General features: G+C 72.0%; 28 protein-coding genes. 17 read left to right on the top strand and 11 right to left on the bottom strand.

Features of this window, described 5'->3' with window-relative positions; all coding sequences use genetic code 11:
• Window positions 1-21: 21 nt before the first annotated feature.
• The 9 genes from ACIBG4_RS33985 to ACIBG4_RS33945 all read left to right on the top strand — a co-directional run bounded on the left by ACIBG4_RS33985 (window position 22) and on the right by ACIBG4_RS33945 (window position 7,272).
• Window positions 22-1,185, top strand: a complete 1,164-nt coding sequence (locus tag ACIBG4_RS33985) for an acetoin utilization protein AcuC (RefSeq protein WP_397205615.1) — start codon at window positions 22-24, stop codon at window positions 1,183-1,185.
• A gap of 26 nt (window positions 1,186-1,211) precedes the next feature.
• Window positions 1,212-1,994: a phosphatase gene (locus ACIBG4_RS33980; RefSeq protein ID WP_397205613.1), complete on the top strand. Its 783-nt coding sequence runs from the start codon at window positions 1,212-1,214 to the stop codon at window positions 1,992-1,994.
• 311 nt (window positions 1,995-2,305) lie between these two features.
• Window positions 2,306-2,512: a helix-turn-helix domain-containing protein gene (locus ACIBG4_RS33975; protein ID WP_310707275.1), complete on the top strand. Its 207-nt coding sequence runs from the start codon at window positions 2,306-2,308 to the stop codon at window positions 2,510-2,512.
• A gap of 185 nt (window positions 2,513-2,697) precedes the next feature.
• Entirely contained in the window at window positions 2,698-2,796 is a 99-nt protein-coding gene (locus ACIBG4_RS33970) for a 30S ribosomal protein bS22 (protein WP_018654693.1), read from the top strand.
• A gap of 24 nt (window positions 2,797-2,820) precedes the next feature.
• Window positions 2,821-3,816, top strand: coding sequence for an NAD-dependent epimerase/dehydratase family protein (locus ACIBG4_RS33965; protein WP_397205611.1), 996 nt, complete (start codon window positions 2,821-2,823; stop codon window positions 3,814-3,816).
• 26 nt (window positions 3,817-3,842) lie between these two features.
• Window positions 3,843-4,721 carry a lysophospholipid acyltransferase family protein gene (locus ACIBG4_RS33960; protein WP_310707528.1) on the top strand — a complete coding sequence of 293 codons (879 nt, stop codon included), beginning with the start codon at window positions 3,843-3,845 and terminating at the stop codon, window positions 4,719-4,721.
• 82 nt (window positions 4,722-4,803) lie between these two features.
• Entirely contained in the window at window positions 4,804-5,598 is a 795-nt protein-coding gene (locus ACIBG4_RS33955) for an SDR family NAD(P)-dependent oxidoreductase (RefSeq protein ID WP_310707273.1), read from the top strand.
• Between the two features lie 94 nt (window positions 5,599-5,692).
• A complete protein-coding gene (locus tag ACIBG4_RS33950; RefSeq protein ID WP_355434045.1) occupies window positions 5,693-6,277 on the top strand; it encodes an RNA polymerase sigma factor in 585 nt (194 codons plus the stop codon).
• Window positions 6,278-6,279: 2 nt separating this feature from the next.
• Window positions 6,280-7,272 (top strand): LCP family protein, encoded by a 993-nt coding sequence (locus tag ACIBG4_RS33945; protein WP_397205608.1) that lies wholly within the window; start codon window positions 6,280-6,282, stop codon window positions 7,270-7,272.
• A gap of 21 nt (window positions 7,273-7,293) precedes the next feature.
• Here the strand turns inward: ACIBG4_RS33945 and ACIBG4_RS33940 are convergent, their stop codons facing one another.
• From ACIBG4_RS33940 to ACIBG4_RS33930, 3 genes are all read right to left on the bottom strand, one after another.
• Complete coding sequence (locus ACIBG4_RS33940; protein ID WP_310707270.1) at window positions 7,294-8,169, bottom strand: HAD-IB family hydrolase; 876 nt, start codon at window positions 8,167-8,169, stop codon at window positions 7,294-7,296.
• A gap of 10 nt (window positions 8,170-8,179) precedes the next feature.
• Entirely contained in the window at window positions 8,180-8,857 is a 678-nt protein-coding gene (locus ACIBG4_RS33935) for a DUF5667 domain-containing protein (RefSeq protein ID WP_397205606.1), read from the bottom strand.
• Window positions 8,858-8,928: 71 nt separating this feature from the next.
• Complete coding sequence (locus ACIBG4_RS33930) at window positions 8,929-9,567, bottom strand: sigma-70 family RNA polymerase sigma factor (RefSeq protein ID WP_310707268.1); 639 nt, start codon at window positions 9,565-9,567, stop codon at window positions 8,929-8,931.
• Between the two features lie 166 nt (window positions 9,568-9,733).
• Here ACIBG4_RS33930 and ACIBG4_RS33925 point away from each other — a divergent pair, with 166 nt between their 5' ends.
• Complete coding sequence (locus ACIBG4_RS33925; RefSeq protein WP_397205603.1) at window positions 9,734-11,479, top strand: antibiotic biosynthesis monooxygenase; 1,746 nt, start codon at window positions 9,734-9,736, stop codon at window positions 11,477-11,479.
• A 15-nt stretch (window positions 11,480-11,494) separates the two neighbouring features.
• Here the strand turns inward: ACIBG4_RS33925 and ACIBG4_RS33920 are convergent, their stop codons facing one another.
• On the bottom strand, window positions 11,495-11,728 hold the full coding sequence (locus ACIBG4_RS33920) for a glutaredoxin family protein (RefSeq protein WP_397205601.1): 234 nt from the start codon (window positions 11,726-11,728) through the stop codon (window positions 11,495-11,497).
• Between the two features lie 121 nt (window positions 11,729-11,849).
• On the opposite strand from ACIBG4_RS33920, the gene ACIBG4_RS33915 reads away from it, so the two are divergent.
• The 6 genes from ACIBG4_RS33915 (at window position 11,850) to ACIBG4_RS33890 (ending at window position 17,970) form a co-directional block, all read left to right on the top strand.
• A complete protein-coding gene (locus ACIBG4_RS33915) occupies window positions 11,850-12,527 on the top strand; it encodes a redox-sensing transcriptional repressor Rex (protein WP_310707265.1) in 678 nt (225 codons plus the stop codon).
• Window positions 12,524-13,780 carry a glutamyl-tRNA reductase gene (locus ACIBG4_RS33910; RefSeq protein WP_357621888.1) on the top strand — a complete coding sequence of 419 codons (1,257 nt, stop codon included), beginning with the start codon at window positions 12,524-12,526 and terminating at the stop codon, window positions 13,778-13,780. The genes ACIBG4_RS33915 and ACIBG4_RS33910 overlap by 4 nt, the downstream gene beginning before the upstream one ends.
• Before the next feature lie 29 nt (window positions 13,781-13,809).
• Window positions 13,810-14,682 carry a hydroxymethylbilane synthase gene (gene hemC / locus ACIBG4_RS33905; protein WP_397205717.1) on the top strand — a complete coding sequence of 291 codons (873 nt, stop codon included), beginning with the start codon at window positions 13,810-13,812 and terminating at the stop codon, window positions 14,680-14,682.
• Window positions 14,679-16,223: a bifunctional uroporphyrinogen-III C-methyltransferase/uroporphyrinogen-III synthase gene (locus ACIBG4_RS33900; RefSeq protein WP_355440998.1), complete on the top strand. Its 1,545-nt coding sequence runs from the start codon at window positions 14,679-14,681 to the stop codon at window positions 16,221-16,223. Before hemC ends, ACIBG4_RS33900 begins: the two co-directional genes overlap by 4 nt.
• Window positions 16,220-17,203: a porphobilinogen synthase gene (gene hemB, locus ACIBG4_RS33895; protein WP_397205598.1), complete on the top strand. Its 984-nt coding sequence runs from the start codon at window positions 16,220-16,222 to the stop codon at window positions 17,201-17,203. The genes ACIBG4_RS33900 and hemB overlap by 4 nt, the downstream gene beginning before the upstream one ends.
• A gap of 137 nt (window positions 17,204-17,340) precedes the next feature.
• Window positions 17,341-17,970 carry a bifunctional DNA primase/polymerase gene (locus tag ACIBG4_RS33890; protein ID WP_397205596.1) on the top strand — a complete coding sequence of 210 codons (630 nt, stop codon included), beginning with the start codon at window positions 17,341-17,343 and terminating at the stop codon, window positions 17,968-17,970.
• Between the two features lie 12 nt (window positions 17,971-17,982).
• On the opposite strand, the gene ACIBG4_RS33885 is transcribed toward ACIBG4_RS33890, so the two are convergent.
• The 7 genes from ACIBG4_RS33885 to ACIBG4_RS33855 are packed head-to-tail and all read right to left on the bottom strand — an operon-like array spanning window position 17,983 to window position 24,748.
• Window positions 17,983-19,161: an ABC transporter permease gene (locus ACIBG4_RS33885; RefSeq protein WP_310707259.1), complete on the bottom strand. Its 1,179-nt coding sequence runs from the start codon at window positions 19,159-19,161 to the stop codon at window positions 17,983-17,985.
• Window positions 19,161-19,865, bottom strand: a complete 705-nt coding sequence (locus ACIBG4_RS33880) for an ABC transporter ATP-binding protein (protein ID WP_397205594.1) — start codon at window positions 19,863-19,865, stop codon at window positions 19,161-19,163. Before ACIBG4_RS33880 ends, ACIBG4_RS33885 begins: the two co-directional genes overlap by 1 nt.
• Window positions 19,858-21,624 (bottom strand): peptidoglycan-binding protein, encoded by a 1,767-nt coding sequence (locus ACIBG4_RS33875; RefSeq protein WP_397205592.1) that lies wholly within the window; start codon window positions 21,622-21,624, stop codon window positions 19,858-19,860. The genes ACIBG4_RS33880 and ACIBG4_RS33875 overlap by 8 nt, the downstream gene beginning before the upstream one ends.
• A 7-nt stretch (window positions 21,625-21,631) precedes the next feature.
• Window positions 21,632-22,549 (bottom strand): hypothetical protein, encoded by a 918-nt coding sequence (locus tag ACIBG4_RS33870; protein ID WP_397205590.1) that lies wholly within the window; start codon window positions 22,547-22,549, stop codon window positions 21,632-21,634.
• A 33-nt stretch (window positions 22,550-22,582) separates the two neighbouring features.
• On the bottom strand, window positions 22,583-23,467 hold the full coding sequence (locus ACIBG4_RS33865; RefSeq protein WP_397205588.1) for a hypothetical protein: 885 nt from the start codon (window positions 23,465-23,467) through the stop codon (window positions 22,583-22,585).
• Window positions 23,464-23,787 (bottom strand): PadR family transcriptional regulator, encoded by a 324-nt coding sequence (locus tag ACIBG4_RS33860; protein ID WP_397205586.1) that lies wholly within the window; start codon window positions 23,785-23,787, stop codon window positions 23,464-23,466. Before ACIBG4_RS33860 ends, ACIBG4_RS33865 begins: the two co-directional genes overlap by 4 nt.
• A gap of 49 nt (window positions 23,788-23,836) precedes the next feature.
• The gene (locus ACIBG4_RS33855; RefSeq protein WP_397205584.1) at window positions 23,837-24,748 is read right to left on the bottom strand and encodes a lysostaphin resistance A-like protein; all 912 of its coding nucleotides are present in this window, start codon (window positions 24,746-24,748) and stop codon (window positions 23,837-23,839) included.
• An 84-nt stretch (window positions 24,749-24,832) separates the two neighbouring features.
• Here ACIBG4_RS33855 and hemL point away from each other — a divergent pair, with 84 nt between their 5' ends.
• The gene (gene hemL, locus ACIBG4_RS33850; protein ID WP_397205582.1) at window positions 24,833-26,122 is read left to right on the top strand and encodes a glutamate-1-semialdehyde 2,1-aminomutase; all 1,290 of its coding nucleotides are present in this window, start codon (window positions 24,833-24,835) and stop codon (window positions 26,120-26,122) included.
• Window positions 26,123-26,129 lie beyond the last annotated feature (7 nt).

Genomic DNA, 26,129 nt, shown 5'->3' with positions numbered 1-26,129 from the left:
AGGCGAGGAAACGGGAGAGCTATGAGTCGGACAGCACGGGTCATCTGGGACGACGCTCTCACCTCATACAACTTCGGGCCGAGCCATCCGCTCGCGCCCGTCCGGGTCGAGCTGACGATGGCGCTGGCCCGCGAGCTCGGCGTGCTCGACAAGGTGGAGGTGGCCGGGTGCGAGCCCGCCGGTGACGACGAGCTGGCCATGGTCCACGACCGCGGCTACATCGAGGCGGTCAAGCGGGTGTCGGCCACCGGCGCGCCCGACCTGTCGGCGGGGCTCGGCACGGCCGACAACCCCGCCTTCGCGGGCGTCCACGAGGCGTCCGCGCTCATCGCCGGCGCCTCGCTGGCGGCCGCCCGCGCGGTCTGGGAGGGGGCGGCCGAGCACGCGGTCAACGTGTCGGGCGGCCTGCACCACGCGATGGCCGCCACGGCCAGCGGCTTCTGCGTCTACAACGACCCGGCGCTGGCCATCGCCTGGCTGCTGAGGCAGGGCGCCACCCGCGTCGCGTACGTGGACGTCGACGTCCACCACGGCGACGGCGTCCAGGCGGCCTTCTACGACGACCCCCGCGTGCTGACGATCAGCCTGCACGAGAGCCCGCGCACCCTCTTCCCCGGCACGGGCTTCGCCGAGGAGACCGGCGCCGAGGGCACGGCCGTCAACGTGGCGCTCCCCGCGGGCTGCGGCGACACCGGCTGGCTGCGGGCGTTCGACGCGGTCGTGCCGCCGCTGCTGCGCGAGTTCCGGCCGGAGATCCTCGTCACCCAGCACGGCTGCGACAGCCATGCCCTCGACCCGCTGGCCAACCTCATGCTCAGCATCGACGGGCAGCGCACGGCCTACGCCGCGCTGCACCGCCTGGCCCACGAGACGGCGGGCGGCCGGTGGATCGTCACCGGCGGCGGCGGGTACGAGCTGGTCCAGGTGGTGCCGCGGGCGTGGACGCACCTGATCGCCGAGGTCGCGGGGCACCCGCTCGACCCCGCCACGCCGACCGGCGAGGAGTGGCGGCGCCTGGCGCGGGAGCGCACGGGTGAGACCCCGCCGCTTACCATGACAGACGGTCGCAATCCGGAATTTCGCCCCCTATCCGGTGGTTATGACCCAGGAGACCCCATAGACCGTGCCATCATGGCGACCCGCAAAGCGGTCTTCCCCTTGCACGGCCTCGATCCCATGCCCTGACCCCCCTGTCCTGACGAGGAAGAGCAGTGCTGAGCCGCGACGAACTCCGCGAGCATCTGGTGCGCACCCGCATCGCCGGCGATGTCGCGACCCCCCGCGAGAACAACCTCGACCACTACAGCTCGCTGGCCAACGGTGACCCGTACTACATGCTGGGCCTGACCAGTGACCAGCCCTGGGCGTTCAGGGACGTCCTGGAGCTGATGGCCAAGTCCGCGGGCGTGGTCGCCGACCCGGGGCACCGCTGGGGACAGGACACGATCGACCCCGAGCTCACGATCGACGCGCTCGACGCCATGGCCGAGCGCATCGCGACGGCGCTGTCGCACGGGAGCCCGCGGCTGCTGTTCGCCACCGGCCACCCCACGGGCCTGCTGGCCGTCCACCTGCCGCTGGCCCGCTTCGCCGCCGAGCGCGGCGCGACGCTGCTGACGCCCGCCGAGGGCTGGACGTACTCCGGGTCGGGCTTCGGCCGGCCGCGCCGCCTGTGCTACCTCGACGACGTGGCGATGCTCGACGACAAGGGCGGCTTCGTCCACACCCACGACGCGGCCCCGATGGAGTGGATGCTCGCCGAGCTGGGCGACAACCCGCCGGACCTCGTCATCGCCGACCACGGCTGGGCCGGCGCCGCCGGGCAGGCAGGCGTGCCGACGGTGGCCTTCGCCGACAGCAACGACCCCGGCCTGTTCGTCGGCGAGGCCGAGGGCAAGATCGACGTGGTGGTCCCGCTCGATGACAACGTGCTGCCGCGCTATTACGCGCCGCTGACCGAGCGGCTCGTCACTCTGGTCTCACGAGCCCTCTGAGTTCAATTCGGCCCTCCCGATACGGTCTTTTCGCGCCTGCATTCCAAGAGGCTCGCTGTCCCTTTGCCAACTTTTGGCACACCCTGGGCGACTCTATGTGTGACAAGTTGGACGGTTCCAAGGTCCAGGCGAGGTGCTCGGCAACGGTGCTGGCCAGCGATTTCGCTGGTCTGGCTGACATGCGGCTCCGCGAACTGAGAAACTAGGGGGTTTGCCGACTCGGAGTCGCGACTTACGCTGACAGCAGTACACGTGCGTGAGCAATGGCACCAGTGGGGATAACCCGGAAACACGTGCGGAAGAGGCGTCCGATGGGTGCAGGCAGCGAAAGACCTCTCAGCGAGGTGAAGTTCCTGACCGTGGCGGAAGTGGCCACGGTCATGCGGGTGTCCAAGATGACCGTGTACCGCCTGGTGCACTCCGGCGAGCTGCCGGCCATCCGAGTAGGCCGGTCCTTCAGAGTGCCCGAGCAGGCGGTCCACGACTATCTGCGGGAGGCCTACATCGAGGCAGGCTGATGCTGGAGTAGCGGTGTGGGGCACGCCGTGATCACACCGCGAATGCCGACGCGGGAGAGGCCTGGCCGGCGCCACGCGGCCGGGCTTCTACCCCCCTTGGGGCGATCTACCGTGGATCGCCGGTAGTGTATGAGCCGGTGTGCGCTCGCACATCGTTCAGACTTGCTACCAGCACTGGGGGTCCCGTGGGCTCTGTGATCAAGAAGCGCCGCAAGCGGATGGCCAAGAAGAAGCACCGCAAGCTGCTCAAGAAGACGCGCATCCAGCGGCGTAACAAGAAGTAAGACACACGCAGCTGCGAGGCGCTGATGACCCACACCGTGCTCGTCACCGGGGTCTCGCGCCATATCGGCGCCCGGGTGGCGAGCGTCCTGGCGGCAGACCCGGACATCAGCCGTGTCATCGGAGTCGACACCGTGCCGCCCCCCTCCCTCACGCGGGACGGCGGCATCTCCCTCGGCCGGACGGAGTTCGTCCGGGTGGATCTGCGCAGCCCCGACATCGCCCAGGTGATCGCGGCCGCTGACATCGACACCGTCGTGCACATGAGCCTGGTGAGCGCTCCCTCGCGCACCACCGGCCGGGCGCTGATGAAGGAGCACAACGTCATCGGCGCCATGCAACTGCTCGGCGCGTGCCAGCGGTCCGCCACCGTGCGGCGTGTCGTGGTGCGCTCCACCACGGCCGTCTACGGGTCGTCGCCCCGGGATCCCGCGGTCTTCACCGAGGACCTGGAACCCCACGACGGCCCGGTCCACGGCTACGCCAAGGACGCCGCCGAGGTCGAGGGCTACGTGCGCGGATTCGCGCGCCGTCGCCCCGACATCACGGTGTCGCTGCTGCGTTTCGCCAACTTCATGGGTCCGGGCGTCGACTCGCCGCTGACCCGCTACTTCACCCAGCCGGTGCTGCCGACGGTGTTCGGCTTCGACCCGCGGCTGCAGTTCGTCCACGAGGACGACGCGGTCGAGGTGCTGCGCCGGATGGCGACGGAGGACCACCCCGGCACGTTCAACGTGGCCGGGGCAGGCGTGCTGCTGCTGTCGCAGTGCGCGCGCCGCGCGGGCCGGGCGGCGATGCCGCTGCTCGCGCCGGCCTTCCGCATGCTGGGTGACGCGGCCCGCCGGGCCGGGCTGGTCGACTACTCGCCCGAGCAGGTGCGCCTGATGAGTCATGGCCGCGTGGTCGACTGCTCCCGGCTGGAGGCGGAGCTCGGCTGGAAGCCCAAGTTCACGACCGGCGCGGCGTTCGACGACTACCTGCGGTCGCGAGGGCTTCGTCCGCTCGGAGGTGTCCGCAGGTGAGCGTTTCCGACCACGAGGACGCGCGGGTGATCCCGATCACCTCGGCTCCCTCCTACGACCAGTCGGACCGGGCCGAACCGCTCGCGCAGGCGCTGGCCTTCCTGCGCCGCCGCATCACCGGTGAGTACGAGGTGGACGAGTTCGGCTACGACCCCGAGCTCACCGACAAGGTGATGCTGGAGCTGATCAGGCCCCTGTACCGCCACTGGTTCCGGGTCGAGACCGTCGAGCTGAAGAACGTGCCCGCCGAGGGCGGCGCGCTCGTCGCCGCCAACCACTCCGGCACGCTGCCGCTCGACGCGCTCATGATGCAGGTGGCGCTGCACGACGAGGCGGGCCGGCCGTTGCGCCTGCTCGGCGCCGACCTGGTCTACCAGCTCCCCGTGCTCGGGCACCTGTCGCGCAAGACCGGCCACACCCTGGCCTGCCCCGAGGACGCCGACCGGCTGCTGCGCAAGGGGGAGCTCGTCGGGGTGTTCCCCGAGGGGTTCAAGGGCGTGGGCAAGCCCTACTCCGACCGCTACAAGCTGCAGCGGTTCGGCAGGGGCGGCTTCGTGGCCTCCGCCATCCGGGCGGGCGTGCCGATCGTGCCCACCGCCATCGTGGGGGCCGAGGAGATCTACCCGAAGATCGGCGACCTGCCCACGCTGGCGCGGCTGCTCGGGCTGCCCTACCTGCCGATCACGCCGTTCTTCCCGCTGCTGGGCCCGCTCGGGCTGGTGCCGCTGCCGTCGAAGTGGATGATCGAGTTCGGCGAGCCGATCCGCACCGACGAGTACGACCCGTCGGCCGCCGACGACCCCATGGTGGTCTTCGAGCTGACCGACCACGTGCGCGAGGTCATCCAGCAGATGCTCAACGAGCTGAGGCTGCGCCGCGGCCACGCCTTCCCGCCGTTCCTCTGACCGACCGCAACCGCAACCGCAACCGCTCCGGTCCGGCCGGTGTTCTCCGGAGGTAAGTGACACCGAACCCCGAGGGAACATCGTGGATCTGCAGCTTTCCGGCCGCGTGGCCGTCGTCACCGGAGCGTCCAAGGGCATCGGCCTGGCCGTCGCCCGCACCCTGCACGAGGAGGGCGCGCACGTCGTGGCCGTCTCCCGGACCCGTACCGGCGACCTGCCCGACAAGGTGGTCCACGTGGCCGCCGACCTGATGGACCCGCAGGCGCCCGCCCGGGTCGTGGCCGCCGCCGTCGAGGAGTTCGGCGGCGTGGACATCCTCGTCAACAACGCCGGCGGCCCGCCGCCGGGCGTCACGCTGCCGCGCGTCGGCTTCCTGGCGGCCGACGACGCCGCCTGGCGGGAGATGTTCGAGTTGAACCTGTACGCGGCGGTCCGGATGATCCGCGCGGCGGTGCCGGTCATGCTGGAGCGCGGCGGCGGCGCGATCGTCAACGTCTCCTCCACCATGGGCAAGCAGCCGTCGGCGATGAACGTCGACTACGGCGCCGCCAAGGCGGCGCTCGACCACGTGAGCAAGGCCCTGTCCGAGGAGTACGGCCCGCAGGGCATCCGGGTCAACACGGTGCTGCCCGGCGCCGTGCTCACCGACTGGTGGACCAAGGAGGGCGGCGCGGCCGACGTCATCGCCGGGATGGCCGGCGCCGACAAGGACAGCGTCATCTCCACGGTGGCCCCCCAGATGATGAGGATGGTCACCGGCCGCCTGGTCGACCCGCAGGAGATCGCCGACGCGGTGGCGCTGCTCGTGTCGCCTCGCTCGGGCAGCACGACGGGCGCCCAGATCGCGGTGGACGGCGGATTCCTCAAGGAGCTGTGACCCGGCTCCCGACGTCGTGAACCCGTAAGTCGTGAACCCGTAAGGCGGGTTGTGGCGAGACATCTGCGACCTACTTCCCCGCAGAAGGGCGGAGATGATCACGCAACCCGCCACCAGGGGGCCTGACGCCGACCTCGTCAGCGCCTCCTGGACACAACCGGAGGCGTTCGCCGAGCTGTTCGACCGCTACTCCGGCATGCTCTACCGGTACGTCTCCAAACGCCTCGGCCCCGAGCCCGCCGAGGACCTCGTAGGCGAGACGTTCCTGGTCGCCTTCTCCCGCAGGAAGAGCTACGACCTGGCCTACGCCGACGCCAGGCCGTGGCTCTTCGGCATTCTCACCAAGCTCATCTCCCGCCACCACCGCAGCGAGGCGGCCCGCTACCGTGCCCTGCTGCGGGCGCCCGTCGAGGACCGCGTGGACTCGCCCGCCGACCGCGTCGCGGCCGGCGTCACCGCGCAGGCGTCGCGGCCCGAGCTGGCCAGCGCGCTGGCGGCGCTGCCCGCCAAGGACCGTGACGTGCTGCTGCTCATCGCCTGGGGCGATCTCTCGTACGAGGAGACCGCTCAGGCCCTCGGCATCCCGATCGGCACCGTGCGCTCCCGCCTCAACAGGGGCAGGCGGAAGGTACGCGCCGCGCTGGGCGACACGAACCCGCTGCTGGACGAGGAGGCGTGACGATGGACGACCTGAAGCTGCTCCGCGACCTCGGCGCGGCGCTGGAGCACGAGCCGCCCGCGACGCTGGCGCGCCAGCGCAACCGCCTGACCCAGGCCCGGCCACGACGGCGCCGGACCGGCCTGCTGCTGACCGGCATGGCCGCCGTCGCCACCGCCGCCGCGGTCGCCGTGCCCACGGTGGTGCTGCGCGGCCACCAAACTGTGGCCCCGCCGGCCGGCGTCCGGCCGGCGAAGGTGACCGGCGCGCTCAACGTGCTGGTCGTCGGCACCGACGACCTGGCCGGCTCCGCGCGATTCCGGGCGGAGAAGGGGGCGCGCAGCGACACGATCATCCTGCTGCACCTGCCGGCCGACCGCAAGAAGATCACCGCTGTCAGCATCCCGCGGGACTCCATGGTCCGGCTCCCGGCGTGCGGCTCCGAGCCGGCCCGGCGAGGCATGATCAACTCCGCCTTCTACAAGGGCGGGCTGACGTGCACGGTGAAGGCCGTGGAGGAGCTGACGAACGTGCGGATCGACCACATGGCCGAAGTGAACTTCGACGCGTTCAAGGACGTCGTGGACGCCCTCGGCGGGGTCGAGGTCACGCTGCCGCGGCCGGTGGACGACAAGGCGTCCAAGCTGAAGCTGCCCGCCGGGAAGAGCCTCCTGAACGGCGAGCAGGCCCTGGGCTACGTCCGGCTGCGCCGCTACGGCGACGGCTCCGACATCCAGCGGATCAAGCGGCAGCACGTGATGCTCATGGCGATGCTGGCCAAGGCCCGCAGGACGCTGACCGATCCCGAGAAGGTCCGCGCCTTCCTGGCAGCCACCACCAAGTCGATCAAGACGGACGAGGGGATGGGCCTGGAGACCATGGTGGACATCGCACGGAGCGTGGAGAAGAGCCGGCCGATGCTCGTCTCCGTGCCTTGGAAGCCCGACCCGAAGGACCCCAACCGGGTCGTCTGGAAGCAGCCGGAGGCGAATCAGCTCTTCGAGACGTTCAGGTAGCCGTGCCCTGCAGGCGGTGTCCTACAGGTGGTGGCGGTAGTGCCGGCGCAGCGCGATGCCGGCGGCCACGCCGCCCGCCACCGCCCCCACGCCCGCGGCGATGGGCAGCGCGGTCAGCGTCGCCTTGCGGCCGGTGCGGAAGTCCTTGACCTGCCAGCCGACCTTCTTGGCGTGCTCGCGCAGCTCCGTGTCGGGGTTGATGGCCACCGCCCGGCCGACCAGCGACAGCATGGGCAGGTCGTTGGCCGAGTCGCTGTAGGCGGTGCACCGGGTGAGGTCGAGGCCCTCGCGGCGGGCCAGCGCCCGCACCGCCTCGGCCTTGGCCGGGCCGTGGAGCAGGTCGCCGACCAGCCGCCCGGTGTAGACGCCGTCGGCGGTCTCGGCGACGGTGCCGAGCGCGCCGGTCAGGCCGAGTCGCTGGGCGATCACCCTGGCCAGCTCGACGGGGGTGGCCGTCACCAGCCAGACGCGCTGGCCCGCGTCGAGGTGGCTCTGCGCCAGCGCGCGGGTGCCGCCCCAGATGCGGTCGGCCATCACCTCGTCGTAGATCTCCTCGCCGAGGCGTACGACGTCGTCGACCTTGGCCCCCGCGACGAAGGCGAGGGCGGTCTCGCGGGCCACGGCGATGTGCTCGGGGTTCTCGTTGCCGCGCAGGCGGAACACCGCCTGGCCGACGGCGAACTTGAACAGGTCGGACGTCGTGAACATGCCGCGCGTCGCGAGTCCCCGGGCGAAGTGGTAGATCGAGGCGCCGCGCATCATCGTGTTGTCGACGTCGAAGAAGGCCGCCGCCTCCAGGTCGGGATCGGCCGGGGGAGTCGTCACGGCGGCCGCCGCCGCGGCCTCTCCGGCGAGCTCCGGTTCCACCTCGTGCCGTCGTCGGATAAGCCGCCTCATGCCGTTCAGCTTACCCAGGCGGAGCCACGAGACCTTCGATGTAGTCGAGGTACCCGGTGGCCTTGTCGTGATCGTCGTCGGCCATGCGCTCCAGCATGGGCTCCACCATGTCGCGCTGGTCCTCGGCGAACGTCCTGATCTTCGGTGAGCGCGGGCGGACGCGTTCGAGCCTGCTGATGCCGGAGCGGGTGGACTCCTCCATGTCCCTGAGCGTCCTGGTGACCAGGGCGTCGTCGGCGGAGGAGCCGAGCAGCTCGGACACCTCCTCCGCCCTGGCCTTGGCCGAGTCGAGCTCGCGCTCGGCGCGCTCGACGTCGTCGCCGCTGAGCCGCACGAGCGTGCTCTCGGCGGCGCGCTTGAGCGGGTAGAGGGTGTCGCCGGGCACCGACCGGTACGTCGAGAAGGCGGACAGCATCAGGCCGGCCGCCAGGCTCAGCGTGGCCAGCTGCGACAGCCACGGCCGCGCCCGCCCGCGCCGCCGGGCGGAGCCGGAGCGGGAGCCCTGGGCGTGTCGCGGGGAGCTCGCGCCGGCGGGGCCACCCGTGGCAGGAGTGGAGGCGCGGGCGGCGAGGAGCTCGTCGCGCAGCCTGTGGCGGAACGCGTCGCTCGGCCCACCGCCGAGCTGGAGCTCCCGCAGCTCGGTGAGGTGACCCACCACGCGCTCGCGCGATCTGCGCGACCTACCCATGACAGCTCCCTGACCTCCCCCGAAAAACCTTCAGTCGTGACAAATGCCTAACGAAGTGACGCAATGGGAGGTTACGCAAGGTCATGACGGAGGGCCCGCGCCAGAGCCTTGATCGCCCGGAACTGCAGGGCTTTGATCGCTCCGCTCTTCTTCCCCATGATCAACGCCGTCTCCGCCAGTGACAGACCGTGCAGGAACCGCAGCACCACGCACTCCTGCTGCTCCGGTCCGAGATCGCGCACCGCGCGCAGCACCCGGTCGTTGACGATGGCGGTGACCACGGCGTTCTCCGGGATGTGCGCCCCGTCGAGCGGGACGTCGATCACCTCTCCCGTCGGGATCTCCAGCCGGTAGCGGCCAGACTTGAAGTGATCGGTCACCAGGTTGCGGGCGATCGTCACGAGCCAGGCGCCGAAATCGCGTCCCTGCCAGGTGTAGTCGGCGATGCGGCGTAACGCGCGCAGGAAGGTCTCGCTGGTCAGGTCCTCGGCGAGCGGGTGGGAGCCCACCCGGAAGTAGATGTAACGGTAGACCAGCTCTACGTAACGGTCATAGAGCGTGCCAAAAGCATCCGTGTCACCAGTCTTGGCGCGCAGCACCAGCAGGCGTAGGTCGTCGGGGAGCTCCTCGCGTACGGCGAGCTCGGACGTCCGGGCGGCGCCGGAGACCGCTGGTGAGAGCAGCTCGGCGAACGGCCACGAGTCAGGCATCCGGTATCCCTACGGGTAAGGGGTGCGGCGTGCTCGAACACTCTAGAAATCAACTGCAAAATCCACAATCCAGGTGCAGCAGGCATGACTTGCCGTAATCGGCGGATACCGTGTGGACCGACCCGTTCCCTCTTCGGCTACCGGCTGGGAGGCATAGTCCGGCAGCATGGGAGTCACCATGGAGATCCTTGTTGCTGTCATAGCCTTCGCCGGTGCGCTCCTCGCCGCGATCGCCACGGGCGCCCTCGTCCGCCGGTTGCGTGAGGAGGCCGAGGGCTGGCTGATCGCCTGGACCGTCGCGGCGGTCGCGCTCTGCCTCTCACTCGCCGGGATCGGCGTCGGCTACCTGACGGGCTTCGGCACCGTCACCTTCAAGCTCTACCAGCTCACCGGGTCCCTGCTGGCGCCGCTCTGGCTCGCCGTCGGCCTGGTCCAGCTGCTGGCCGAGAAGGTGCCGCCGAAGTTCGCCGCCTGGCTGTTCGGCACCGCGTTCACGATCGTGGCGGGCGTCATCCTCCTCGTCGACCCGATCATCGGCGACGAGATGACCAAGGTGCTGCCCGCGGGCGGCGCGCACTGGGGACTCATCCCCAACGGGCTGCTCCTCGGCGCGCACGCCGTCGTGGCGGCGCTCCTCATGGGCGCGCTGGTGGTGGCCGCGCTGCGCTGGCGCAACGGCGACGAGTACGACACCGACAACCTCCACGCGGTGCTGGTCGTCGTGCCGTCCGCGCTGGCCGTCCTGGGGGCGATGCGCTTCGCCGTGCCGGGGTTCTTCACGGCGGCTCTGCTCGTGGTGGCCGCCGCCGGCATCTGGTACTGCGTGCTGCGTCCGCTGGCCCCGTACGAGGACGACGACGAGGACGACTTCGACGACGCCACGGGGGGCCGCGACGACCGCGGGCGGGGCGGCGGCGGTCGCGACGACCGCGGCCGGGGCGCCGGTGAGCGCGACCTGGACTCCGGCCGGGCCGAGGGCGGGCGCGCGGGCGGCCGCCGGGCGGCCTCCCGCCACGGTGGCGAGCCGGGCCTGGACGCTCCGCCCGGCGTGCGGCCCGAGCCCCTGGGCTCGGGGACGGCCGGGGCGGCCACGGGCGCCATGGCGGCCTCCGGCGCCGAGGCGCCGCCCACCCAGCCGGCCCGGCGACCGGCGGGCCTGGGCGACCTGGTCGCCGAGTATCGCGCCGGCGACCGCGACCCCGACTACGCGGCCCGCATGGGTCCGCCGCCCGAGCAGGGCCCCTCGACCGGCTACATCATGAACGGCCGGCACGGCCCCCAGGACACGGGCTTCGGCGGCCCTCAGGACCCCGGCTTCGGGAGCCGTCCCGACGAGTTCGGGCGTCCCCGTGACGACCTCAGGGACCCGCGCGGCGACCGCAGGGACCCGCGCGCCGACTTCGGCGGTGACTTCGGCGGTGATTTCGGCGGTGATCTCGGCCTGCCGCCGTCCGGCCCCGAGACCGGCGCGCTGTACTCCGGCGCCGAGCTGTTCGGCGGCGGCTCACACGCCGCCCAGGGCCCCCAGCGCCACGCGCAGCCGCAACCCCAGCCCCAGGCGCTGCCCGGCTCGGGCAAGCCCTCCCCGAGCATCTACGGCCTCCTGACCGTCTTCACGCTCATGGACGGCTCGGGGGAGGCGTTCGACCGGCTCGCCGACCAGACCGTCGAGGCCGTGCGCCGCGGCGAGCCCGACACGCTCGTCTACGCCTGCCACGCCGTCAAGTCGGCCCCGCTGCAGCGCATCGTCTACGAGCTGTACCGCGACGAGGTCGCCTACCGCGACCACCAGCGCCAGCCGCACGTGGAGCGGTTCGTCAACGACCGCCAGGCCATGGTGCTGGCCACGAACGTCATCGAGCTCAATGTCAACGCCGCGAAGGTGGTGCCGCTCCCCACGGTCATGTTCTGACGGCTCCGAGCCGGGTCAGGAGAGGGCGGCGCGCAGCCGCTCCTCCGAGACGCGCCAGAAGTCGTGCTGCGTCCCGTCGACGAGTGTGACGGGAATCATCTCGCCGTATTTCTCCCTGAGCTCGGGCGAGGAGTCGATGTCGACCTCCTCCCACGGCACGCCCAGCTCCGCCGCCACTCGCGTGACGACCTCGCGGGCGTCGTCGCAGAGATGACATCCGGGCCTGCCGAGCAACGTGATGCGATGCATGGCCCCACCGTAGCGTCACAGACCGTCCGACTTTGTGCATCGGTTCACAAAGGGATTAACCTGAAAGGCGGTTCGTTCCACTCACGCGGCCCACGCCGCCCGTTCCCTGGAGCTCTGGCACGTGAAGAGCCCGTCCCAACCCCGTGACCGCGGCATCCCCGACGCCACGGTGGCCCGGCTTCCGTTGTACCTGCGGGCGCTGCACGGGATGGCGGAGCGGGCGATCGCGACCGTGAGCTCCGAGGACCTCGCCGTGGCCGCCGGGGTGAACTCGGCCAAGCTCCGCAAGGACCTCTCCCACCTCGGCTCGTACGGCACGCGCGGCGTGGGCTACGACGTCGAGTACCTCGTCTACCAGATCTCCCGGGAGCTCGGCCTGACGCAGGACTGGGCCGTGGCCATCGTCGGAGTCGGTAACCTCGGCCGTGCGCTCGCCAACTACGGCGGCTTCGTCTCCAGGGGTTTCCGCGTCGCGGCCCTGATCGACGCCGACCCCGAGGTGGTGGGCGACGACATCGCGGGGTTGAATGTTGAGCACATCGACGAGCTGGAAGCCGTCATCAAGAGGCGTGGAGTCTCGATCGTGGTTCTGGCGACACCGGCTGCGGCAGCTCAGGAAGTGTGCGACCGTGTCGTGGCGGTGGGGGTGACCAGCATTCTCAACTTCGCTCCCGTCGTCCTGTCAGTGCCGGATGGCGTCGATGTCCGTAAAGTCGACCTATCAATTGAATTGCAGATCCTTGCGTTCCATGAGCAACGCAAAGCTGGGGGGCCGCTGATGGCCGTGGACAGCCAGTGAGTGTTCTGGCGATCGGACTCAGCCACCGGACCGCGCCGGTGGCCATGCTGGAGCGCGTCTCGCTCACAGGCGACGCGCTCGTCAAGCTCCTGCACGACGTGCAGCAGGACACATCGGTGGCGGAGGCCATGGTGGTCTCGACCTGCAACAGGGTCGAGGTCTACACCACGGTCGACCGCTTCCACGCCGCCGTCACCTCGGTGTGCGACCTGCTGAGCGTCCACACGGGCGTCGCCCCGGAGGAGCTCACGCCGCACCTGTACGTCCACTACGAGGAGCGTGCCGTCGAGCACCTCTTCTCGGTGGTGTGCGGCCTCGACTCGATGGTGGTGGGCGAGGGCCAGATCCTCGGCCAGGTCCGCCAGGCGCTCAAGCTGGCCCAGAAGCAGGGCACAGTCGGCGCCGTACTCAACGAGCTGACCCAGCACGCGCTGCGGGTCGGCAAGCGCGCGCACACCGACACCGGCATCGACAAGGCCGGCGCCTCCCTGGTGAGCGCGGGCCTGGCGCTGGCCGGCGAGCTGCCCGGCCGGCGGGCGCTGGTGGTGGGCGCGGGCTCGATGAGCTCGCTGGCCGCCACCACGCTGGCCCGCGCCGGCGTCACCGACATCGTCGTCGCCAACCGCACGTTCGAGCGCGGCCGGCGGCTGGCCGAGTCGGTCGGCGGCAGGGCGGTGGAGTTCTCCGCGGTTCCCCGAGAGCTGCCGGAGGCCGACATCGTCATCACCTGCATCGGCGCCGGCCACCACGTGATCACGCCCGGCATGCTGACCCGTGGCGCGTTCCTGCTCGACCTGGCGCTGCCGCACGACATCGACCCCGCCGTGCGCTCCGTGCCCGGCGTCACGCTGGTCGACCTGGAGACCATCCAGGAGTCCGGCATCGGGTCCCGCGAGGGCGACGCGGTGCGGTCGGTACGTGAGCTCGTCTCCCAAGAGCTCACCGCCTACCTCGACGCGGAGCGGGCCGCCAAGGTCACCCCGACCGTGGTGGCGCTGCGCGGCAAGGCCGCGAACGTGGTCGAGGCCGAGCTGGGCCGCCTCATGATGCGCATCCCCGGGCTCGACGACAAGACCCGCGACGAGGTAGCCCTGACCGTGCAGCGCGTCGTCGACAAGCTCCTCCACGAGCCGACCGTGCGTGTCAAGCAGCTCGCCACCTCGCCAGGAGGCGATCATTATGCGGAAGCTCTCCGGGAGCTGTTCGATCTCGATCCCAAGATGCCCGAGGCCGTGAGGGAGGTGGACCTGTGACGTTGCGACTGGGAACCCGGCGCAGCCTGATGGCGACCACGCAGTCGCAGATGGTGGCCGACTCCTACACCGAGCGCACGGGCAGGCCCGTCGAGCTCGTGGGCGTCACCACGTTCGGCGACGTCAGCAAGGCGCATCTCGCGCAGCTCGGCGGCACGGGCGTGTTCGTCAGCGCGCTGCGCGACAAGCTCATGGAAGGCGAGATCGACTTCGCCGTCCACTCGCTGAAGGACCTGCCCACCAAGCAGGACCCGGCGGTGACGCTGGCCGCGATCCCCGCCCGGCACGACCACCGCGACGCGCTGGTCGGCCGGGTCCGCTTCGCCGACCTGGCGCCCGGCGCCAAGGTCGGCACCGGCTCGCCGCGCCGCGTCGCCATGCTGCGCGCCATGCGCCCCGACCTCGACTACGTCCCGATCCGCGGCAACGCCGACACCCGGATCGGCAAGGTCACCTCCGGCGAGCTCGACGCCGTCGTGCTCGCCGCGGCCGGTCTGACCAGGATCCGCAGGACCTCCGAGATCTCCCAGATCTTCGAGGTCGAGGAGCTGATGCCGGCCCCCGGCCAGGGCGCCCTCGCCGTGGAGTGCCTGTCCGACCGGGCCGACCTGATCGACTTCCTCGCCGTCCTCGACGACCCGCGCACCCGCTCCGCCGTGACGGCCGAGCGGGAGGTGCTGGCCGCCCTGGAGGCGGGCTGTTCGGCCCCCGTGGGTGCTTTCGCCCGCGATGACGGGCAGACTCTCAACCTGACCGCTTCGGTCGTCGCCATCGACGGCCGCCGGGCGGTCCGCAAGTCCACCGCCGGCTCTCCCTCGGAGGCCGTGTGTCTCGCCCGCAATCTGGCGGACGAGATGATCTCCGAGGGGGCCGACAGATTGATGGGGGAGCATTCCCATTGAGCCCCGATAGTCCAGCCTCCGGCTTCGTCGCCTTCGTCGGCGCGGGCCCCGGCGATCCCAACCTGCTCACGCTCCGCGGCGCAGAGCTGCTCGGCAAGGCCGACCTGGTCGTGCTCGACGAAGACCAGTTCGGCCCGTTGCTGCGCCACTGCCGCGAAGGCGTCGAGGTGGCCTCGGGCGACCTCGTCACGCACGCCAAGGCGGGCCGGTTCGTCGTGCGCTTGTGCGAGGGCGATCCGATGCTGTTCTCCTCGGTCGCCGAGGAGGTCGCCGCGTGCTCCGCGGCGGAGGTGGACTTCGAGATCGTCCCCGGCGTTCCGCCCGCGACCGCCGTGCTCACCTACGCGGGCATCCCGCCGGCGGCCTCGGTGCCGGAGTTCCGGATCGTGGACGCCGCCGAGGACCAGGACTGGTCCTCCCACGCGTCCTGCCCCGGCACCCTGGTGATCTACAACGGCATCGGCGAGGCCGTGCCCATCGCCAAGGCGCTGATCGCCGGCGGCAAGCCCGACTCGACGCCCGTGGCGGTCAGCAGCGCCGGCACCACCACGGAGCAGTACACCGTGGTCTCCACGCTGGGCCGGCTCCAACCCGACCTCAAGCACGCCGGCTTCACCGAGCCCGCGCTCATCGTCGTGGGCGAGGCCGTCGGGCTGCGCGACAAGCTGTCGTGGTTCGAGACCAAGCCGCTGTTCGGCTGGCGGGTGCTCGTGCCGCGTACCAAGGAGCAGTCCAGGAGCCTGTCGGAGCAGCTCGTCTCCTACGGCGCGGTGCCCGAGGAGGTGCCGACCATCTCGGTCGAGCCGCCCCGCACGCCGCAGCAGATGGACCGCGCCATCAAGGGCCTGGTCACCGGCCGCTACGAGTGGGTGGCCTTCACCAGCGCCAACGCCGTCAAGGCGGTGCGCGAGAAGTTCGAGGAGTACGGGCTCGACGCGCGGGCCTTCGCCGGGCTCAAGGTGGCCGCCGTGGGCGACGCCACCGCGCGGTCGCTGGTCGAGTTCGGGGTCAAGCCGGACCTGCTGCCCTCGGGCGAGCAGTCGTCGGAGGGCCTCGTGGCCGAGTGGCCGCCGTACGACTCCATGCTCGACCCGATCAACCGGGTGCTGCTGCCGCGCGCCGACATTTCCACCGACACGCTCGTGGCCGGGCTCACCGAGCTGGGCTGGGAGTGCGACGACGTGACCGCGTACCGGACCGTCCGGGCCGCGCCGCCGCCCGCGCCGATCCGCGAGGCGATCAAGGGCGGCGGGTTCGACGCCGTGCTGTTCACGTCGTCGTCCACGGTGCGCAACCTGGTCGGCATCGCCGGCAAGCCGCACAACGTCACGGTCATCGCGGTCATCGGGCCGCAGACCGCGAGCACCGCCGAGGAGTTCGGGCTGCGCGTCGACGTGATGGCCGACAAGCCCTCGGCGTCCGCCCTGGCGGCCGCCCTGGCCGAGTACGGAGCCAAGCAGCGTCAGGCCGCCCTGGGCGCCGGTGAGGCGCCCCGGCGGCCGTCCCAGAACCGCAGAGGAGCCAGGAGGAGAGCGAAGTGAGTGCCGAGTTCCCGACAGCCCGCCCCCGCAGGCTGCGGCGCACCCCCGCCCTGCGGCGGATGGTGGCCGGCACCAGGCTGCACCCGGCCGATCTGATCCTGCCGCTGTTCGTCAAGGAGGGCATCGAGGAGCCGGTGCCGGTGGCGTCGATGCCGGGCGTGTTCCAGCACACCCGCGACTCGCTGCGCAAGGCCGTCCACGAGGCGGCCGAGGCCGGAGTGGGCGGCGTCATGCTGTTCGGCATCCCGTCCGTCAAGGACGCGCGCGGCTCGGCCGCCGACGATCCCGACGGCATCCTCCAGGTGGCGCTGCGCGATGTCACGGCCGACCTGGGCGACGCCCTGGTGGTGATGGCCGACACGTGCCTCGACGAGTTCACCGACCACGGTCACTGCGGCGTCCTCACCGACTCCGGCGACGTCGACAACGACGCGACGCTGGAGCGCTACGCCTCCATCGCCGTCGCCCAGGCCCGCGCCGGGTCCCAGATGATCGCGCCGAGCGGCATGATGGACGGCCAGGTGGCCGCCATCCGCGCGGCGCTCGACGCCGACGGGTTCTCCGGTCTGCCGATCCTGGCCTACTCCGCGAAGTACGCCTCGTCGTTCTTCGGGCCGTTCCGTGACGCCGCCGAGTGCGCGCCGCAGTTCGGCGACCGCAGCACCCACCAGCAGGACCCGGCGGGGCCGCTGGAGGAGGCGCTGCGCGAGGTGCGTCTGGACCTGGCCGAGGGGGCCGACGCCGTCATGGTCAAGCCCGCCCTGGCCTACCTGGACGTCATCAGGCGCTTCCGCGACGAGGTGGACGTGCCCGTGGCCGCCTACCAGGTGAGCGGCGAGTACGCGATGGTCGAGGCCGCCGCGGCCAACGGCTGGATCGACCGCGACCGGATGATCATGGAATCGCTGGTGTCGATCAAGCGCGCCGGGGCCGACCTGATCCTGACCTACTGGGCGACCGAGGTGGCGCGCCGTCTCTAACGTGGGGTTTTCCGTCGTGTCCTGTGGTCAGTGCGATAAACTGTGATGACTAGTGCTGGTGTGTCCCGCGTGAGCCCTTGTCGAGAAGCCGGGCCAGGAGCCGGGATCCCTTCAGGCACGACGCGACGGGAGACACCATGGTGGGGGCACCGCTGACTCGGCGTACCAGAAAACGGTCGATGCCGGCTCGGATCGACTCGGTTCTGGACTACGCGGCCCTGGGGTGGCCGAGCGTGCCGGGGGCCTACCCCCTGCGCGAGGGCGCCCGGGCGTGTTCGTGCGACCGCGTCGGCTGTCCCGACCCCGGGGCGCATCCGCTCTCGCCCGCCTGGCACCTCCAGGCCACGACGGACACCGCCCAGCTCACCCGCTGGTGGCAGCACGAGCCCCAGGCCAACGTGATCCTGCCCACCGGACGCGTGTTCGACGTCTTCGACGTACCCCTCACGACGGGCCTCACGGCCCTGTCCCGCATCGACGACGCGCAAGCGCACTCGGGCCCGGTCGCCGCGAACGGCGACCGGGTCCTGTTCTATGTGGCCACCCGCGGCAACCCGGACGACGAGGACGAGTGGTGGTCCTGCCACCTCGACTGCGACCCGGCCACCATCGACGACACGCCGGGCCTGCGCTGGCACTGCCGCGACAGCTACGTCCTGGCCCCGCCGTCCTCGCTGCCGGACGGCCGGTCCGTATCCTGGCTGCGCCCGCCCGACGGCCGCCCGCTGCCCGACCCGCTGCGCGTGCTGGAGTGGCTGGCCGACTGACCCGGCCGGCCGCTACCTGAGCGCGTCCACCGGCTCCATCCGGGCGGCCCGCAGCGCGGGGTGGAGCCCGGCCAGCAGGCCCACCAGGGCGCCCGCCACCGGCGCCGCGACCGCCAGCCGTACGTCCAGGAGCGGCGTCCACTCCTTGGCCGCCGAGACGGCCACGACGGCGACCATGCCCGCGCTCGCCCCGATGACGCCGCCGGTCAGCCCGGTCAGCGTCGACTCCAGCAGGAACTGGGCCGCGATGTGCCGCCTGGCCGCGCCGAGCGAGCGGCGCAGGCCGATCTCGGCGACCCGCTCCATGACGGTGACGAGCGTGACGTTGGCGATGCCGACCGCGCCGACGAGCAGCGAGACCAGGCCGAGGATGAGGAAGAGCGCGTTCACGTCCTCCTGCGCCTTGTCCCTGGCCCTCGTCGGGCTGGGCGGCGCGACCACCTGCAGCATGGCGCCGTTGCCGGGGCTGAGCGCGGCCGGGGCCTGCCGGGCGATGAGCCCCGCGGCGCCCAGCTCGGTGTTGACCAGCACCCGGGAGACGTCGCCCAGCCCGAAGCGCCGGCCCGCCGTCGGCGGCACGATCACCGAGGTGCTCAGGTTCCGCTCGCGGCGCAGGTCGCCGAGGACGCCGACGACCGTGTAGGCGTGCCCGTCGATGAAGATCGCCGGAGCGCGGTCGAGCCGGGTGACGCCGAGCATCCTGGCCGCCTGGTCGCCGATCACCGCGACCCTGTCGCCGCGGGCGACGTGCCCGGCGTCGTAGAACCTGCCCCGCACCATCCGGCCGCGCACCGCCTCCGGCAGCCCGGGGGACGCGGCCAGCACGGTCAGGCTCTGTGTGGTGACCCTGGCCGGGTCCACGAGGTCGTTGGAGCGTACGGACCGGTTGGCGCCGTCCCTGTCCTCGGCCAGCGCGGCGGCGGAGACCACGCCGCGCAGCCTGGTCAGCCGGTCGATCGCGTCCCACTCCACCAGGGGCACGTGCCCGGCCGCCGGCACCTCGACCGTGATGGCCGTGGCCACCAGCTCGTCGAAGCGGCCGACGATCTGGTTGCCCGCGGTGGCGGCCACGCCGAGCGTGACGACCAGCGTGGTGATGCCCAGCACGGTGCCGAGCGTGGTGAGCGCCGAGCGCACGGGCCTGGCGAGCAGGCCGGCGACGGCCTCGCCGATCAGGTCGCGGACGTCCATCACTCCTCCACGAGGATGCCGTCGGTGATCCGGACCCGGCGCCCGGCCCGCTCGCTGACCTCCTGCTCGTGCGTGATGACCACGATCGTCAGGCCCTCCGCCCGCAGCTCGTCGAACAGGTCCAGCACTGCCTCGGTGTTGCGGCTGTCGAGGTTGCCCGTCGGCTCGTCGCACAGCAGCAGCGACGGCTCGGCCATGAGGGCCCTGGCGATGGCCGTGCGCTGGCGCTCGCCCCCGGACAGGCGGCCGGGCGGGAAGTCCACCCGGTGCCCGAGGCCGACACGCTCCAGCGCCGCCAGGGCCCGGTCTCGCCGGCCTTCGCGCGGCCGCCTGGTGTAGATCTCGGCGAGCATGACGTTCTCCAGGACGCTGCGGTGGGCGAGCAGATGGAACGCCTGGAAGACGAAGCCGAGGCGCTCGCCGCGCAGCCTGGTCCTGGCCGCCTCCCGCAGCGTCGTGGTCTCCGTGCCGTCCAGCCGGTAGCTGCCCGAGGTGGGCCGGTCGAGCAGGCCCAGCACGTTGAGCAGCGTGGACTTGCCCGACCCGGAGGCGCCGATGATCGCCAGGTGGTCGCCCCGGCCGACCCGGAGCGAGACGTCCGACAGGGCGCGGACCGGCGGCTGCGCCGGGAAGTCCCGGCACACGCCCGCCAGCTCGATGACCGGCTGCTCGGTGCCCGGCTGCTCGGTGGCCTGCTCAGGCAACGCCCACCACCACCCGGTCGCCCTCCTTGAGCGCGCCGGTGACCTCGACGTCGCCGTCGGCGGTCAGGCCCGTGCGCACCTCCACGTCCCTGGTCCGGTCGGTGGCGTACTCGACCCGTACGCGGGCCCTGCCGTCGGCCGACGTGGTCACGGCGGCCACCGGCACGACCAGCACCGGCTCGCCGGTCGCGCCGACCGTCACCCTGGCCGTGACCGCGGTGCCCGACAGGCCCTTGAGCCCCTTCGCCGAGGCCGGCGTCAGCAGCACCGGCTGCGCGCCGTCCGCCGGCGCCTCCTTGCCGGGCTGCTTCGCCTCCTCGCCGACCGCGGTGAGCGTCGCCGGGTACGTCCGGCCCGTGTCGAGCTCGACGGCCGCCTCCATGCCCGCGCGCAGCAGGCCGGACTCGGCGGCCTCGACCGAGCCCGTCACCGTGAAGGTCGAGCCCGTCACCGTGGCGACCTCCTTCTCGATCTGCTGCCCGGCCTTCACCGACGTCTTCCGCACCTGGGCGGGCAGCCTCGGCAGGAACACCACCTCACCGGGCGGGACGGACGTGCCGTACGTGCGGGCGAACTCGGCCAGCATCGCCCGGGCCGCCGCCACGTCCTTCCGGGCGTTGGACACCTTGAGCCTGGTGGGGGAGAGCTGCCTGGCCTGGCGCAGCGCCTGCCGGGCCGTGGCCAGCGTCTCCTTCGCGACGCGCACGGCCTTGCGCAGCTCCTCCGCCTTCGTCTCGCGGGTCAGCCCGGCCTCCTCCAGGATCCGGCCATGGGCCTCTCGGGCCGCCGCCAGATCGGCTTCGGCGTTGGCCACCCTCAGCTCCGGCAGCGACGTGTCGGCAGGGGGCCCGGTGGGTGCGGTGGTGGGCTGCGGCGTGGCCGCGGGAGTGCCGGTCGGGGTGCCCTCCGGGGCTCCGGTCGGGGCTCCGGTGGGCCGGCTCCTGGCCGCGGTGAGCGCCTGCCGGGCCTCCAGCAGCTTCTCCTCCGCGGCGCGCACGGCCGCGTCGGCCGCCGCCAGCCTGGCGTCGTCCTCGGGCGTCAGCCGCCGCCCCGAGGCCGCCTTCAGCGCGCTCTGCGCCGACGTCAGGTCCGCCTCGGCGTTGCGGACCTTGAGCTTCAGCGGCAGGACGTCGCGTCCCTGGTCGAGCGCCTGCTTCTCGGTCGCGAGCGTCTCCTCCGCCGTCTGCACGGCGCGGCGCAGCGTGTCGTACGCCTGCCGGTCGGCGAGCGTGGGCCGCTGGGCCTCGTACCCCTTCCTGGCGTACATCCTGGTCACCGCGGCGGCGGTCGCCCGGTCGAAGACGCCCGAGACCCGCGCGCCGTACCCGAGCCTGCGCAGCGCCCGCTGCAACTGCTCGACGTCGTCGCCCTTCGTGCCGGGCGCCATCGTGCGGTGCATGGGCACGGACCCGCGCAGCGCGAACACCGGCCGGCCGTTGACCTCCATCAGCACCGCGCCCTCGGCCAGCCGGCCCTGCCGGGGAGCCCGGGTGACCCGCTGCTGCTCGGCGGTGCCGCCGACCACTCCGGCGAGGCTGATCGGCAGCGGCGAGCCGTACTCCAGGGTGCCGCTGACCACGACGGTGCTGACGAGCTTGCGGCGCTCGACGGCGGCGGTGACGAGTGAGGGGTTCGGCGCGGCGCGGCGGGCCGCCTCGTCGGCGGGGGAGCGCAGCCGGGTGCTGACCGCCCAACCGGCGCCGGCGACGACCACGACGCCGGTGAGGACGCCGGCGAGGAGCTTGCGGGGGGACTTCACGGGCGCGTCACGTGCCGTACTGGTCGCTGATCTGCTGGATGATCGCGGCCTGCTTCGGCATGTACGCCCGGTAGAAGTCCTTGCCGCACTCCAGGTCGTCGAGGGCCGCTTTGATCTCCTTGGCGAGGTACGGCCTGGCCTGCTCGGGGGTGAGCGTCGGCGCGTACGTCATCGGCAGCTCACCGTCCTTCACCGGCGGAGCGACGTCGGGCACGTCGTCGAGCTGCTCGCGCCCCAGCTTGTCCTCCTGGGCGAGGAACGCCTTCTGGCCGCTTTCGTTCATGGCGACCGGCGAGGTGTCGCCGACGGTGTAGCCCTTGCCCTTCAGGCACGTGGCCATGGCGGCGGCCAGCTCCACCATGTCGGGGTCGCCGTTGATCGCGCTCTTGAGCGCTCGGTTCATGGCCCGGTTCTGGGCGTTGTACAGATCCATCTCGGACTTCACCTTCAGGCCGAGCACCTGGCCGACCGCCGTGGTCATGCAGGTGTCCTTGGCCTTCCGGTAAGCCTTCGTCTGCGCCTCGGAGAGCCCGGTCTGGATCTTCCAGTTGGGGTCGATCTCGGCGTCGTCGGGCTTGACCTGCGGGTTGCCCATCTCCTTGGGGTAGACGTGCATGGCGAACACCCCAAAACCGTATTTTTCGCGGTATTTCCGCAGCGCCTGGTAGTCGCCGGAGGTGCGCTTGCGTGACTCCTCGGTCTCCGGCCCCTGCGATGTCACGTGTGGGACGTACTTGAAGCCCTGCTGCTTCATGCAGTCGGCCTTGGCCGCTTCGAGCTGGTGTCGCTTGTCCATGGGAGACGCGGCGCCTGGCGTGCTCGACGGGGCGGGGCGGGCGCTCTCGGCGGCGCTCCCGCAGCCGCCGAGGACCGCCAGCGCGGCCACGCCGAGCACGGCGAGAGCCGGACGGGATCGTGTGAGCATGGCGAGGACCATACTCCGTTGAACGGAGTATGGTCAATCCAGGCAATGCCTCCGCTGCCGGTACGGGGCGAGGGCGGAGACCAGGGTCAGCACGACCAGCAGGCCCCAGTACGCGGTGTGCTGCCTGGTCAGCCCGTTCACGTGCAGGATCAGCTCGCCGGAGGCGACCGGCAGGTAGACGCCCGAGGCCAGTGCCCAGCGCAGGTCACGGGCCAGGTACGCGCCCGTCGCGGCCAGCCCGAGCGCCGCCAGCTCCACCGCCACCCGGCTCAGGCTGAGCGGGACCGTGTTGTCCTCAGGAAGCCACTGCGGCCCGGCCCAGGCGACGGCCACGACCGCGGCCCACCACCACCATGACCTGGCCCGCAGCGGTTGCCCGCGCCAGGCGAGCACCACCAGGCCGGACAGCGCGACCGCGTATCCCGCTCCCACCACGAACGGGCTGCTCGACGCGAACAGGCCCCGGTCGGCGAGCCACGACGGGGTGACCGGCAGCAGGGTGAGGTCGAGCATCGGCCGGCCGCCCGCGATCGCGACCGCCTTGACGGCGACGACAGCGGTGAGCGGGATCGCCGCGCGCACCCGTCCGCGCAGGGTCGCCAGCAGCGCCAGCGCCGACAGCAGCGTCCACGCCGGCAGCGAACCCACGTACGGCAGCAGCGCCGCCAGGTTCGCCGCGGCCACGGCCGTGACGCCCAGGTGGAGTCCGTCCGCCCACGCGCTGCCCGTCGCCTGGTGGACGATCCGGCTGCGGACGCCGCCCACGAGCAGGCCCCACGTCTCCCGGAGCTCCGGGTACGAGCGGCCGGGCCCGGCGGACTCCAGCAGGACGTCGAGCAGCTCGTCCCCGTGCGCCGCGCGGTACTTCCTGGGATAGGCGAGCAGCAGCCTGCGGTAACGCCGCTCCAACGCCGTCATGCGCCGGACGGCCGCAGGACGAGGGAGGCGGCCGCCTGCATCCGCCTGGCCTCGGCCTCCACCAGCGCCTGGCCCTCGTCGGTGATCCTGAAGTAGCGCCGGTTGCGGCCGTTGACCGTCTCCTCGCGGTCCACGGTGATGACACCGCGCTCGTTGAGCCGCTCCAGGATGCCGTAGAGGGTGCCGACCGAGGGCTGGACCCGGCCCCCCGACAGATCCTGGATCGACTTGCTGATGGCGTGTCCGTGCAGCGGGCCGCCGCGCAGCGCGGCGAGCACGAAGTACATCGGCTCGCTGACTTCCGAGGTTCCTCTGGGCATGAGGGGACGTTATTCCGTTGAACGTAGCGTCGGCAACGTCGCGAGCGGGTCAGCGGCCCAGCAGGATCGGCACGTACACCAGATTGACCAGCGTGTGGATCAGGATGATCGCCCAGATGTTGCGGTAGCGCGCCCACAGGTAGCCCTGCATGAGCCCGAACACGCCCTGGAAGGCCACGATGGTCGCCACGCCGAGCGCGGGCGCCGCGGGCGGGATGTGGCTGGTGTGCAGGGACGCGAACAGCAACGCCGACGCCATGACGGCCGGCCACCGGCCGTACAGCGCCTCCAGCCGGGTCTGCAGCCAGCCCCGGTAGAAGATCTCCTCCAGCACGCTCGCGGTGAGCAGCGTGACGAGCGAGGCCACGGCGAGGGTGACCGGGTCGGGCAGGTCCTGACTCAGGGGCACGGCGAGCGGGCTGACCTGCGCCAGCAGGAACCACGCGACGACCGCGGGGAGCGGGGCGAGCCAGGTGACCGGCGCGGGGATCGCCCTGGCCTTCGGGCCGTCCCCGCGGAACACCCGGAAGGCGACCAGCGGGACGACGAGCAGCAGCAGGACCTTGACCGGCGGATACAGCAGGTCCAGGCCGCCGCGCGCGATCGGGGCCACGCACGCGAAGAGCACGGCCGCGGCCACGAGCGCCCACGCCTCCTTGAGCAGCCGGTCCCTGCGCAGCTCGGCCAGCGGCGCCGGCGGCTCCCTTCTCGGCGGCACCAGGCGGGCCAGCGCCATCGCCGCGAGCGGCGGCAGCGCGGCGCCCCACAGGGAGAGCTGGGACGCGCCGGGGTCCGCGGAGGGGGTCACGCCGGTGTGGCCGGTCGCGATCAGCCCGGCGTACGCCGCGGCGAACGTCGCCAGGGCCAGGCCGGTGAACAGGCCGGTGGGTGTGAGGCGGGATGCGGGCGTGGTCACGGTGTCGATCGTCGCGGACGCGCTGCGCTGGTGTCCTCCTCTCACCGGCCGATCATGTCTACATATTTCGGGGTACGAGGAGACGGGCCTGCCGGGGCACCACGGCCCCCCACGGCTAACCTGGAGCGCGTGAGCCGTACACAGAAGTCCGAGGATCTGTTCAACCGCGCCCGCGCCCTCGTGCCCGGAGGCGTCAACTCGCCGGTCCGCGCGTTCGGCGCGGTCGGCGGGACCCCGCGATTCATGGCGTCCGGCGAGGGCCCCTACGTCACCGACGTCGACGGCAACCGCTACGTGGACCTCGTCTGCTCCTGGGGGCCGATGATCCTCGGCCACCGCCACCCGGCCGTCGTGGAGGCGGTGTCGGAGGCGGTCTCGCACGGCTTCGGGTACGGCACGGCCACCGAGGGCGAGGTCGAGCTGGCCGAGGAGATCGTCGGCCGGGTCGGCCCGGTCGAGCGCGTCCGCCTGGTGAGCTCCGGCACCGAGGCGACGATGAGCGCCGTGCGCCTGGCCCGCGGGTTCACCGGTCGCTCCAAGATCATCAAGTTCGCGGGCTGCTACCACGGGCACGTCGACGCGCTGCTCGCCTCGGCCGGCTCGGGCGTCGTGACGTTCGGGCTGCCGGACACGCCGGGCGTCACGGGGGCGTCGGCCGCCGACACCATCGTGCTGCCGTACAACGACATCGAGGCGGTGGAGGCGGCGTTCGCGGCGGCCGAGATCGCCTGCGTCATCACCGAGGCGTGCCCCGCCAACATGGGCGTCGTCCCGCCGCGCGACGGCTTCAACGCGCGGCTGCGCGAGCTGTGCACCGCCCACGGGGCGCTGCTCATCGTCGACGAGGTCCTCACCGGATTCCGCGTCTCACCCGCCGGCTGGTACGGCCTGGACCCGGTCGAGGCCGACCTGATGACGTTCGGGAAGGTCATGGGCGGCGGGCTGCCGGCGGCGGCCTTCGGCGGCCGGGCCGACGTCATGGCCCACCTCGCTCCCGAGGGGCCCGTCTACCAGGCGGGCACGCTGTCGGGCAACCCGCTGGCCGTCGCCGCCGGCCTGGCCACGCTGCGCCTCCTCGACGAGGCCGTCTACGCCAGGGTCGACGCCGCGGCCCTGGAGGTCGGCCGGGCGGCCTCGGAGGCGCTGGCCGCCGAGGGCGTGCCGCACCGGCTGCAGCGGGCCGGCAACCTGTTCTCGATCTTCTTCACCGACGCCGACGTGACGGACTTCGACCAGGCCCGCACCCAGGACGTCGCCGCCTACCGCGCCTTCTTCCACGCGATGCTGGACCAGGGGGTCTACCTGCCGCCGTCGGCGTACGAGGCGTGGTTCCTGTCGGCGTCGCACGACGAGGAGGCCGTGGGCCGGGTGGCCGAGGCCCTGCCCGTCGCCGCCAAGGCCGCCGCCGCGGCCCGGTAGCCCTCAC

Source organism: Nonomuraea sp. NPDC050383 (genome assembly GCF_044459125.1).
Classification (GTDB): domain Bacteria; phylum Actinomycetota; class Actinomycetes; order Streptosporangiales; family Streptosporangiaceae; genus Nonomuraea.
This window is presented reverse-complemented; position numbering and strand designations above follow the sequence as displayed.

Coding starts and splice junctions, on each gene's coding strand:
- ACIBG4_RS33985 (WP_397205615.1), top strand. CDS start 22: ATGAGTCGGACAGCACGGGTCATCTGGGACGACGCTCTCACCTCATAC.
- ACIBG4_RS33975 (WP_310707275.1), top strand. CDS start 2,306: ATGGGTGCAGGCAGCGAAAGACCTCTCAGCGAGGTGAAGTTCCTGACC.
- ACIBG4_RS33965 (WP_397205611.1), top strand. CDS start 2,821: ATGACCCACACCGTGCTCGTCACCGGGGTCTCGCGCCATATCGGCGCC.
- ACIBG4_RS33950 (WP_355434045.1), top strand. CDS start 5,693: ATGATCACGCAACCCGCCACCAGGGGGCCTGACGCCGACCTCGTCAGC.
- ACIBG4_RS33945 (WP_397205608.1), top strand. CDS start 6,280: ATGGACGACCTGAAGCTGCTCCGCGACCTCGGCGCGGCGCTGGAGCAC.
- ACIBG4_RS33940 (WP_310707270.1), bottom strand. CDS start 8,169: ATGAGGCGGCTTATCCGACGACGGCACGAGGTGGAACCGGAGCTCGCC.
- ACIBG4_RS33935 (WP_397205606.1), bottom strand. CDS start 8,857: ATGGGTAGGTCGCGCAGATCGCGCGAGCGCGTGGTGGGTCACCTCACC.
- ACIBG4_RS33930 (WP_310707268.1), bottom strand. CDS start 9,567: ATGCCTGACTCGTGGCCGTTCGCCGAGCTGCTCTCACCAGCGGTCTCC.
- ACIBG4_RS33925 (WP_397205603.1), top strand. CDS start 9,734: ATGGGAGTCACCATGGAGATCCTTGTTGCTGTCATAGCCTTCGCCGGT.
- ACIBG4_RS33920 (WP_397205601.1), bottom strand. CDS start 11,728: ATGCATCGCATCACGTTGCTCGGCAGGCCCGGATGTCATCTCTGCGAC.
- hemC (WP_397205717.1), top strand. CDS start 13,810: ATGGCGACCACGCAGTCGCAGATGGTGGCCGACTCCTACACCGAGCGC.
- ACIBG4_RS33890 (WP_397205596.1), top strand. CDS start 17,341: ATGGTGGGGGCACCGCTGACTCGGCGTACCAGAAAACGGTCGATGCCG.
- ACIBG4_RS33885 (WP_310707259.1), bottom strand. CDS start 19,161: ATGGACGTCCGCGACCTGATCGGCGAGGCCGTCGCCGGCCTGCTCGCC.
- ACIBG4_RS33870 (WP_397205590.1), bottom strand. CDS start 22,549: ATGCTCACACGATCCCGTCCGGCTCTCGCCGTGCTCGGCGTGGCCGCG.
- ACIBG4_RS33865 (WP_397205588.1), bottom strand. CDS start 23,467: ATGACGGCGTTGGAGCGGCGTTACCGCAGGCTGCTGCTCGCCTATCCC.
- ACIBG4_RS33860 (WP_397205586.1), bottom strand. CDS start 23,787: ATGCCCAGAGGAACCTCGGAAGTCAGCGAGCCGATGTACTTCGTGCTC.